The sequence below is a fragment of the Pirellulales bacterium genome, from assembly GCA_019694435.1.
In the GTDB taxonomy this organism is placed as follows: Bacteria; Planctomycetota; Planctomycetia; order Pirellulales; family JAEUIK01; genus JAIBBZ01.
In genome coordinates this window covers 1-9,466 of the sequence record JAIBBZ010000068.1, presented here as the reverse complement: position 1 = coordinate 9,466, position 9,466 = coordinate 1, and the positions used below count along the sequence as shown (strand labels likewise).

10 protein-coding genes and 1 tRNA gene are annotated in these 9,466 nt (G+C 63.9%); 3 read left to right on the top strand and 8 right to left on the bottom strand.

Annotated features, from left to right (window positions below):
* Positions 1–401, bottom strand: a 401-nt coding sequence (locus K1X74_23075) for a hypothetical protein (protein ID MBX7169234.1), incomplete at its 3' end; no start/stop codon positions are given.
* A 36-nt stretch (positions 402–437) separates the two neighbouring features.
* Between K1X74_23075 and K1X74_23070 the strand changes: the two genes are divergently transcribed.
* Complete coding sequence (locus K1X74_23070; GenBank protein MBX7169233.1) at positions 438–791, top strand: hypothetical protein; 354 nt, start codon at positions 438–440, stop codon at positions 789–791.
* Here the strand turns inward: K1X74_23070 and K1X74_23065 are convergent.
* Positions 775–1,827 (bottom strand): protein kinase, encoded by a 1,053-nt coding sequence (locus K1X74_23065; protein MBX7169232.1) that lies wholly within the window; start codon positions 1,825–1,827, stop codon positions 775–777. The two genes, K1X74_23070 and K1X74_23065, sit on opposite strands and share 17 nt — an antisense overlap.
* Positions 1,828–1,984: 157 nt before the next feature.
* Here K1X74_23065 and K1X74_23060 point away from each other — a divergent pair, with 157 nt between their 5' ends.
* Positions 1,985–2,284: a helix-turn-helix domain-containing protein gene (locus K1X74_23060; protein ID MBX7169231.1), complete on the top strand. Its 300-nt coding sequence runs from the start codon at positions 1,985–1,987 to the stop codon at positions 2,282–2,284.
* A 374-nt stretch (positions 2,285–2,658) separates the two neighbouring features.
* Here K1X74_23060 and K1X74_23055 read toward each other — a convergent pair whose 3' ends face one another.
* The 6 genes from K1X74_23055 to rpmG all read right to left on the bottom strand — a co-directional run bounded on the left by K1X74_23055 (position 2,659) and on the right by rpmG (position 8,470).
* Positions 2,659–3,840: a site-specific integrase gene (locus K1X74_23055; protein ID MBX7169230.1), complete on the bottom strand. Its 1,182-nt coding sequence runs from the start codon at positions 3,838–3,840 to the stop codon at positions 2,659–2,661.
* A 133-nt stretch (positions 3,841–3,973) separates the two neighbouring features.
* A tRNA-Pro gene (locus K1X74_23050) sits at positions 3,974–4,048 on the bottom strand.
* 294 nt (positions 4,049–4,342) lie between these two features.
* Positions 4,343–4,963, bottom strand: a complete 621-nt coding sequence (locus tag K1X74_23045) for a protein-L-isoaspartate(D-aspartate) O-methyltransferase (GenBank protein ID MBX7169229.1) — start codon at positions 4,961–4,963, stop codon at positions 4,343–4,345.
* Positions 4,964–5,096: 133 nt separating this feature from the next.
* A complete protein-coding gene (recJ, locus tag K1X74_23040; GenBank protein MBX7169228.1) occupies positions 5,097–6,887 on the bottom strand; it encodes a single-stranded-DNA-specific exonuclease RecJ in 1,791 nt (596 codons plus the stop codon).
* Between the two features lie 267 nt (positions 6,888–7,154).
* The gene (locus K1X74_23035; GenBank protein ID MBX7169227.1) at positions 7,155–7,895 is read right to left on the bottom strand and encodes a hypothetical protein; all 741 of its coding nucleotides are present in this window, start codon (positions 7,893–7,895) and stop codon (positions 7,155–7,157) included.
* Positions 7,896–8,305: 410 nt separating this feature from the next.
* Positions 8,306–8,470, bottom strand: a complete 165-nt coding sequence (gene rpmG / locus K1X74_23030; protein MBX7169226.1) for a 50S ribosomal protein L33 — start codon at positions 8,468–8,470, stop codon at positions 8,306–8,308.
* Between the two features lie 205 nt (positions 8,471–8,675).
* Between rpmG and K1X74_23025 the strand changes: the two genes are divergently transcribed.
* The coding region (locus K1X74_23025; GenBank protein MBX7169225.1) for a DUF1549 domain-containing protein at positions 8,676–9,466 on the top strand (791 nt) is incomplete at its 3' end.

Here is a 9,466-nt window from a genome sequence, read left to right as displayed (position 1 = left end):
GCTGCTCGGCGTCTCGATATCAGCACCAGCACATCGCTCAATCGTTGCGACAAAGTGGGCGACGCATGCAGCAAAAACGCAGCGATGGGAAACAGCAGGAGCCAATAGCCCCACCAAAAGAGTAGGCCGCCACCGACGATGGCGGCCAGTACCCGCAGCGTAATCTGCCGCAGGCTGTTGAGTTGATGATTCAAAGCCTCTTCGATGAGCGCCACGCTGTATTCGGGCAGGTAGTCGAGATTAAAGCGGGGAGGGGGCGAGTCCACTTCATCCATCTGCTGAGTGAAGTGACTGATCGCTCCTGCACGCGGACAGAACACGAATTCCGAAAGGGTATGGACCGTCAGCCATCCCCGTCGATCCCCAAGTCCGGGAAATGCTGGTGTCTCCAAACGACTCACAGAGACGGCTCCTGTTGCTTATCTGCCTTGGCTCGAATGGAACGCATCATCCATATCAAGTTGAGGCCACTCATGGGACGAACCCTGTTTGTTATCACGCCGCACATCGTCGCCGCCTCCCGCGAGTATCTGGCCCTTGCTCAAGCTGGCCCACTTGACGGCATTCATGTGGCTGAATGTTTTCCCGTGGCGCCGGAGAACGTCATCTCGATCTGGGATGACGCCCAGTTCGAGCTGATGCGTCGGGGCCAGCATCACGAATTCGAACTTACCTCCGTCACCGTTTTTAAGAACGGGCAGGTCGCAGCCCAACACCACAAGCGGGGTGATACAGGCCGCGACCTACCATTGTTTGCCGGTCTGGACGACGAACCTACTTCCAACTCTTGATCGCGCCCAGAATCAGGTCTATGTCGCACGGCCGCTCGCTCTTGGGCATCCGCACGCTGGCCAGCACGATGTCTCGCACCGTAGTGGGTAATCGAACACCAGTGAGCAGTTCTTCTTCGTTCCCGGGCTTCGGCAGTTGTCGGGTGATCGCGTGGACCGCGATGCGACCCCAACTGTAGATGTCAGCTCGCTCGTCGAGATCCCGTCCGGCCAGGACCTCCGCCGCACGATAAGGGTCGGGCTGCCAATGCCGGTTGGCAACAGTGCGGTCCACGTCCAAGAGCTTGGCCAGTTCGAAATCGGTCAAGACTGGCGTCGAGTCTGCCCGCAACAGGATGTGTTGTGGCGACAGCTCACGACGGACAATAGCCTGTCGATGGAGCGCGGCCAATCCGTCGGCGATTCCACGCAGAATACCGGGAACGAGCTTTGGATCGAGAGTCCCTTCTGCCAGGGCATGTTCTAGCGTGACGCCGTCCACCCACTGGTCGATGACCCACCAATTGCCATCTGCTCGATCCGGCAAGGCCGTCAGATTGACTGCGATATTGGGGTGTTGACCAATACGACCGCACACTTCTGGATGACGTATGAGCTGGTCACGGTATGACTGGCGGTCCTTGTCCGACAGTTGGCCCAGGTCGTAGAGTTTTCCGCGACCGAACCGCTCAGGTAGATGCAAGTGGGACATCCGATGAAGTCGCCATTGCAGCGTATTGGATGCGGTCTCCCAGGGACCGATGATTTGCGACACTTCCCAATCGCCGACAATGCGGCCGCGACCGTTGATCCGCGCCTCACCGTTGGACTCCAGCTCTTCGGGGGCCAACAGCTCAGTGGGGTCGGCGATGTCGAAGAACTCGGCGATGCGACCGATGGTTCCCATCATGGCCCCTCCACCCTGCATGATGCGCTGCAGGGTTCTGCGCGACATTTCGAGCTGTAGCGCCAGCGCTTGCTCGGTAAGCCCGCGTTGCAAGCGCAGCCGTCGCAGCTTGTCGAGGTCGAGTCGATACAAACGTTGCCCGGTCTTCATAGGAAACATCCTTTCTGCACAAGGCGCCAGAAACATCCGGCAAAGGTGCCTCGTGGCGATCGGTCGAGCCGCGTCCAATAGCTCTCGATAACGCCGACCAGCCACTTATGGTACTGAATGTCACCACTTGGCTCGAATTGGCGGTACGGACTTCTGTGTGCAGTTTGTGCTCACCCCTGTCGAGCACACCCCTTCTGTATCGGTGGCAAGGACCTCGGGCATGGGCGGCTCAACCGGGCGAAAGCCCACGAATCACGACCCGGACGACTTGCCCCGGCTAATCACGGCCGATGAGCTGGCCGCCATTTTAGGTCTGTCGAAACGAAGCGTCTGGCGGTTGGTTGCGAATGGGGAAATCCCCGAACCGCTGCGAGTTGGCGGCAGCACTCGTTGGCCACTCGACGAAATCGAAGCTTGGTTGGACGCCGGCTGTCCGCCTTGTGCTGATGACAATTGACGACTGACCTTCAGTGGCGTCGTTGGCACGAGCATGCCCGCATGCACGTTCGCGAAGATGACCACGGTTGCGGAACAGAGCCTCCAAACTGGCTGCAAACTGGCCTGCTGCCGCTCACGTGTTTGGCATTCAATGGTGCCAGCTGTCGCTTCACCAAGGGGCCTTTCGCGGCAACCGGCCGTCCCTGCAGACCCGTAACTCAAAAAGACTCGGCGCCGACATGCCCCGTTCAAGAATCCAACCTGAGTCCCTCACGATCGGACAGGTTGCGACGCGCTGGACTGTCAGCCCCACGCGGATCCGGGCCTTGATTGAAACCGGTGAACTCGACGGCGCGTTCGAAATTCCATCGGCAGGCTGCTATGGCGCTACGATCAAGGTGCCACTGAAGATTGTGTTGGAGGCAGAACGGCGGTGGGCGTTGACGGGTTCACCTGCGCAACCGCGGCGCTCGTCGCGCCGGTTGCTGGGTGCCGTCGGGGCTTTGCGCCATTTTCCAAAGCTGAACGACGAGGTTCCGCTCGACGCTGAATGTCCCGCAGCCGATCGACATTGAGATGCGTGTAGCGCGGAATCATCTGTGTCGTCGTATGTCCCAGCAATTCTGCCAACTCGATGTCTGCCACGGCGCCAGCCCGCTCCGTCGCAAACGTGTGCCGGTGACTATAGAGCACCACTTTTTCGCCGGCCTTCACTTCGATTCCAGCACGCTCGCGCAGACGGCTAAAGTACGTGACAAAGCAATCCTTCTTGTAAGGCTTGTGGTGCATGTTCAGGAACACATAGTTCGTTTCACCTCGCCGATGCCGGGCCAACCAGCGACACATCTTCCACATAACAGAGGAGAGTGGAATGACACGCGGGCGAGGTTGCCGTTGTCGGGTAATGGTCTTGTGGTCGGGCAGGATCCACAACCCGGTCTTGAGATCGACCATATCCCAAGTCAGCTGGCGTACCTCGCCGGGGCGACACCCCGTCTGCCGCAAGGCGATCAACACCCGCTGAAATGCTGGGCTCGCCGTAGCGGCGCGCAGCAGGGCCTGAAATTCGTCGTCATTGATGATCCGGCTCCGAGACTTACCGGCCGGCTTTCGGTAGCCAACCAGCGGATTGAGATCGAGATATTCGTTGCGCACGGCCCAGCCGAACACGAACTGCACGGTCGCCAGCGTGTCACGAACGGTGGATGGGCTCAGCGACTTGGGCAAGGCGGCCTCGATTTCCGCCAGATGCCGTTTCCGCACGTCACCCGTTCGCAGCCGAGGTCCCAGCAACTTCAACGCGCGTTCCAGTCGCGCTTGGTATCCGAGGTAGGTCTGCGGCTTGCGTGCGTGCTGGATGTGATCCAGGAACTTATCCGCCAATTCCGCAAAGGGACGATCGAGCCATTCCTCCGCGCCCGCGGCGCGACGCTTGGCGTCGGCGATAAGCCCCCGAAGTTTGCGACAAGCGACTTTATAGTCGTGGTCGAGATAGACGCGGCGACCTTCGATCGTCGCACACCAGAAGCCCGAAGCTTTGTGCAGCCAAGGGCGATCGACGGCATGACGAGACATGGACGGACCTCCTGGGGTGGTAACCACAGAAAGCCCGATGAGGCCGGTTCGCCCTACACTGAAACCCGAGAGTTCTTGGTCGGATTCAGGGTATTTTCAGGGTATGGCGACCGGCCCGTCGTTCTAAGTCTAGTCGGGGCGACATGATTTGAACATGCGACCTCTGCGTCCCGAACGCAGCGCTCTAGCCAGGCTGAGCTACGCCCCGCAATGCTTGGGATCGGTGCCCGGCGAGGGTTGCCTTTGGGGGGCAGCCCGAGGGCCGGGTTGGGTCCGCAGCAGGCGAACAAGCGAGTATAGCGGTCTGCCTCCGGGGGTCAACGCCGGTTCTCGCTGCCGTCGTCCGGCGGCAAGCCCTTGGTACTGAACAGGTTGCGGCGATCGCTCGCGATGCCACCCGGCGCCGGCGATCGATTGCCAAGTGATCGAAACAGCCGCGTCGAATCGGGCAATCTGGTTCGTGGTTCGATCGTTTCGCGATCCACTTGGCCCCGCAGCCGCGTCAGGCGCTTCCCGGCCAGCCGGAGCTGCCGATCATGGGGACAAACCGGCAGCTCGTCAGGTTCGTGGTGGTGATCTGGCCGCCGTGCTTGTGCAGCCGTTTGAGGGTCTGGCCCCGTTCGTCGCCGAGCGGCAAGACCATCACGCCTCCGTCGGCGAGTTGTTCCAGGAGTCGCGGCGGCGCCTCGCGGGCAGCGGCCGTGATGATGATCCGGTCGAACGGCGCATGTTCGGGATCGCCCAGGGTGCCGTCGCCGGAGATCACGAGCACGTTGCGATAGCCCAACTGGGCCAGCCGTGCGCGGGCCTCGAGCGCCAAGTGCTCGTGGCGCTCGATCGACACGACCGACTGGGCCAACTCGGCAAGCACGGCGCACTGGTATCCGCTGCCGGTGCCGATTTCGAGGACCCGTTCGCTGCCCGTGAGCCCGAGCGCTTCGGTCATCATCGCGACGATCAGCGGCTGGCTGATGGTCTGGCCGCAGGCCAGCGGCAGCGCGCAATCGTCATACGAGCGGTGGCGCAGATCGGGCGGCACGAACGCTTCGCGCGGCACGCGGGCCATCGCCTCGAGGACGCGCGGATCGCGAATCCCCTCGCCGGCCAGGTGCTCGACGAGCATGCGCTGTTTGGCAGCGGCCAAATCGGCAGGTGTGTCGGCAGGAAACGACACGTTCGCTAACCTCCCCGACGCGCCAACGTGTCGCGTCTTCCTTCAGCATACTCGCCGCGTCCGGCGGAGGTGAGACGCGCGGTCAACCGGCAGCGCGCGAGGCTGAGCCATCGGTCAGGGACTCGACCGGCGCATCGGCGAGTCGCCAGTCGACCACTTGTAATTCGACGGCCCGACGGCCGCGGAACTCGTTAATCACCGGCCGGCAGGCGATGGCCAGCGGCTGATCGACGGCCGCGAGTTCGTCGGCCCAATCGCCGTTGCCGAACGACACGCCGCGCAGCCGGGTTTCGCCCTGTTGCACGACCAGCGAGAGGTGGCGGCTGCCGCTGCCGATTCGCCGGGGCGGCTCGGCCAGTCGAACGCCCGTGGCACAGAGCAGCGGCCGCTGATTGCCGGCGCCAAAAGGGGCCATCTGTTCGAGCTGGTCGAGCGTCTTGAAGGTGAAGGCGCCGAGAGGCGCCTCGGCGTCGATCCAGAGCTCCGGCTGCCGATCGGGGCCGCTGCGCTCGGCAGCGGCGTGCTCGCAAAGCAAGTCGCGAAACGTGTCGAGCTGGCGCGGGTCGATCTTCAACCCGGCCGCGGCCGCGTGTCCGCCGTGGCTCAACAGCACTTCGCTGCAGGCGCGCAGCGCTTGATGCAGGTCGTAGCCGGGTATGCTGCGGGCCGACCCCATACCGGGCTTGGCGCCGACCTCGTCGAGCGCGATGAGCACCACGGGGCGATGGAATTTTTCGGCCAGCCGCCCGGCGACGATACCGATCACGCCGGGATGCCAGCCGTAATCGGCCAGGACAAGCGCCGCGTCGTTTTCCGGATCGAACTGCTCCTGGGCCTGCTTGTTCGCGGCCAGGTACACGCTGCGTTCGAGACTTTGCCGGCTGCCGTTGAGTTGATCGATGTATTCGGCCAAGGTCTGCGCGCGCTCGGCCGAAGAGGTCATCAACAGCTCGCAACCGAGCTGTGCCTGACCCAGGCGACCGCACGCGTTCAACCGCGGACCAAGGGCGAAGCCGATGTCTTCGCTGTCGAGCCGCTGCTTGTCGGCCAGCCCGGCGACCTGGAGCAGCGCCGCGAGGCCGGGCGAAGGACGCTCGCGCAAGCTGATCAGTCCGTGCCGCACGAGAATGCGGTTCTCATCGAGCAGCGGCACGACGTCGGCCACGGTTCCCAAGGCCGCCAGACCAATGGCCTGCATCAGAAAATTGCGCATCCGCTCGCCGACCTTCTTGGCGCGGCTGGCGCGCTGGCAAACGGCCCAGGCCAATTTGAAGGCCACGCCCGAACCGCTCAGATCGCCAAACGGGTAGCCGTGGCCCGGCAGGCGCGGATGCACGATGGCCACGCACTCCGGCAGACGGTCGGCAAACTGGTGATGATCGGTGACGATCATGTCCAGGCCGAGTTGGCGGGCGGTCTGCGCCTGGTCGTAGCTGGCCGCGCCGCAATCGACGGTGATGATCAGCCGCGCGCCTTGTTCGGCCAGCGTGCGCAGCGCCTCGTCGTTGAGCCCGTAGCCTTCGTCCATGCGGTTGGGCACATAGAAGCCGACGTCGCCGCCGAGCATCTTCAGGCATTGGCACAACAGCGCGGTGCCGGTCATGCCGTCGACGTCGTAGTCGCCATAGACGACGATCCGTTCGCCGGCCTCGAGCGCCGCGGCGATGCGCTCGGCGGCTGCGGGAATTCCCGGGAGCTCCTCCGGCTCGCGCAATTGGGTCAGCCGGGCTTCGAGAAATTCCTGGGCCCGATGGGGCTCGCTGAGACCCCGCGCCAGCAGCATTTGCACCAGAAACGGCGGCAGGCCCGTGGCGCCGGCCAGTTGGGCCAGACGCGCGGGATCATGCGAACGAAACCGCCAGCGCTTCTTCATCGCAGGCCGCCCGAGGGCTCATCCTGAGGTCCGGGGGCCAAAGACGGCCCGTGTGCACAGCATCGGCGCGCCATTGGAACAAAACGCCAGGCGCTCGGCAAGAATGCGCGATCGGTTGCGGGCTGGGGGCGCAACAAGAAACTCCTGCCGCGCCGGGTGGCTGGGCAGGAGTTTTCGTGCCGGCTTCTCGGTTTCGCAGTCTTGGCTCGCCGGGCTGATCGTTCGGCGTGGTGGTGAGCCGTGTTGCCTGGGCGTCTCCTCGAGGGCTTAACGCAAGGCGACTTCTTTGTCCGGCAGGAAGAACGACTCGTAGTGCAAGCTGTCGAGGAACTTGTCGATGGCGACATATTCCATCGGCGGGATCGCGTCGATCTGGTTCAGCACCTGCACGCGCAGATCGTTGACCGCTTCCTTCACGTCGCTGGCAAAGCGGGGCTGAACATTGCCGTGCATCCGCGATGCGTACAGCGCGTTCAGCCGATCGCGGGCCACGGTGAACTCGGGCGCGAGCAACCGCGCGGGCCAGAGGATCTTGCCGCTCGTAGGGTCGAGCTGCGCGTCGCTCAGGCGTTCGGGACGCAAGTCGTCGGCCCAGCGCGCGACTTGTTCTTGCGATGGCCGCGGGCGCCGCTGCGTGGCCCGCCAGCTATCCCAGAGCTGCTTCTTGGCGAAATACACCTCGACGCGCTGCCGGTCGTTTTCGAGGAACTGCTTGTACGCTTCTTGATTGTTCTTGTTGGCTTCGGAATTCAGATATTCGTATTCGCCCAGCGAGCGGATGATGGCCGCGTCGCCACGCGCGAAGCTCTCGTAGGGGGTGGTGCCAAAGCCGTAGCGGCCCCACGGATAGAAGCCCGCATAACCTCCGTTGATGAACTGCAGCGGATTGAGGCCCGTGCTCATGCTCGTGCCAGTCGCGGCCTGCGGCATCATGTAGACGATCTGGGCCGAGGCGGTCGAGGCTGCGAACAAAACCAAGGCGGCGGCGAAGGGGAGGCTGCGGGTCATGGCGATTCGGTCCTTCGTGGTTTGGGGGGTGGCACGAGCGAAGCTCCGTTCGTCGGCCAACCAGGTTGAACTTGCTGGCAACCAATACAGCAAGGGTCGTGCCAGAATTTTACGCGACCGCTGGCGCGTCGCCACCTCGGGCGAATTGCCGAGGTTTTCTCTGGCTTCGGCGCGTAGGTAAGACCCCCGGGCATCAGGCCAGTTTCTCGAAGCGTAGTCAATTTGAGACAGGAGTCTCGAATTGAGAAGTCCCGGTGCCTGCCGGGTCAAGGACTGCCGGCCAGGCCGAGGGCGGAGCAGGGGGGTGAGAGAAGGTATCAGTCCGGCGCGGCGCCACGTTTCGCGGGCAAATCTCTGGGGGGCAAGCGATCGAGAAATGCTGCCCTCCGCGCGGATCGAACCGTCCCGCGCTACTTCTTTTTCTCGACGTGGACCGTGTGCTTGCGGAGCCGCGGCGAGTACTTCTTGATCTTCAGCTTTTCACCGCCCGGCTTGCGGCGGATGGTGTAGTTGTAATCGCCGGTTTCCTCGCAGACGAGAAACAGCGTTTCGACCTTTTTCTTCGACTTGGCCATGGCGACGGTACCTGTCGGCGGGCGGCGAGGTTGGGACGATGAAAGCGATTTCGGCGGGCAGCGCAACCGTACGAGGTCGCGGTGCCGCCGTGGGACCCCTTACTGTAACGACCTGCCCCGGGGGTCGGCTAGGGGGCTCGCGAGGCCTCCCCGCGGGCGGCGCGGCCTCCTGGCCCGGGTATGATAGGGCCGTCACACGGCTCCCATGCTGACAGCGGGGTTGATGGGCCGTCGGGCGACGCGCTGCGGGCGATCGATCGAGTTTCTGCCGGGGGTCGGCCAGGTGCTGGCAGGTCGCAAACACGGGCGGCGGAACGGTGCCTGGCACCCTCAGGCGACGATCGCATTTTGCGCCGGCTGGCTGGTCGCGAGTCTGGGTCACCTGCAAGCGGCGGATCCGCCCGATTTCGAGCAGGCGTCGGCGCGGCTGCTGATTCGGTACTGCATCGAGTGCCATAACGGCAGCGACCCGCGCGGCGGACTCGATCTGACGCACCGTGAAGGTGCGCTGGCCGGCGGAGACTCGGGACCGGCGCTCGATGCGGCCGATCCGGCGGCAAGCCTGCTCGTCGAGCGGTTGCGCGCTGGCGAAATGCCGCCCGAGGGCAAGCACGCGCGTCCGTCGCCGGACGAGATCGAGTCGTTTGGCCGCTGGATCGCCGCGGGCGCGTCTTGGCCAGCAGAGCGAGTGCTGCGTGCCGATGAAATGACGACCGATCGCCGCGCCGGTCGCGACTGGTGGTCGCTGCAACCGATTGCCCGTCCGCAGCCGCCGGCGGTCGACGACGAAGCGTGGTGCCGTGGCGCGATCGACCGCTTCGTGCTGGCCCGCTTGGGTGAGCACGATTTGCGCCCGAGAGCCGAGACCGATCGCGTTGCGCTGATCCGCCGCGTCACTTTCGATCTGATCGGATTGCCGCCCACGCCCGACGAGGTCGCCGACTTTGTCGCCGACCCGCGGTGCGACGCCTACGAGCGCGTGGTCGACCGGCTACT

Coding starts and splice junctions, on each gene's coding strand:
- K1X74_23070 (MBX7169233.1), top strand. CDS start 438: ATGGAACGCATCATCCATATCAAGTTGAGGCCACTCATGGGACGAACC.
- K1X74_23065 (MBX7169232.1), bottom strand. CDS start 1,827: ATGAAGACCGGGCAACGTTTGTATCGACTCGACCTCGACAAGCTGCGA.
- K1X74_23055 (MBX7169230.1), bottom strand. CDS start 3,840: ATGTCTCGTCATGCCGTCGATCGCCCTTGGCTGCACAAAGCTTCGGGC.
- K1X74_23045 (MBX7169229.1), bottom strand. CDS start 4,963: ATGCTCGTCGAGCACCTGGCCGGCGAGGGGATTCGCGATCCGCGCGTC.
- recJ (MBX7169228.1), bottom strand. CDS start 6,887: ATGAAGAAGCGCTGGCGGTTTCGTTCGCATGATCCCGCGCGTCTGGCC.
- K1X74_23035 (MBX7169227.1), bottom strand. CDS start 7,895: ATGACCCGCAGCCTCCCCTTCGCCGCCGCCTTGGTTTTGTTCGCAGCC.
- rpmG (MBX7169226.1), bottom strand. CDS start 8,470: ATGGCCAAGTCGAAGAAAAAGGTCGAAACGCTGTTTCTCGTCTGCGAG.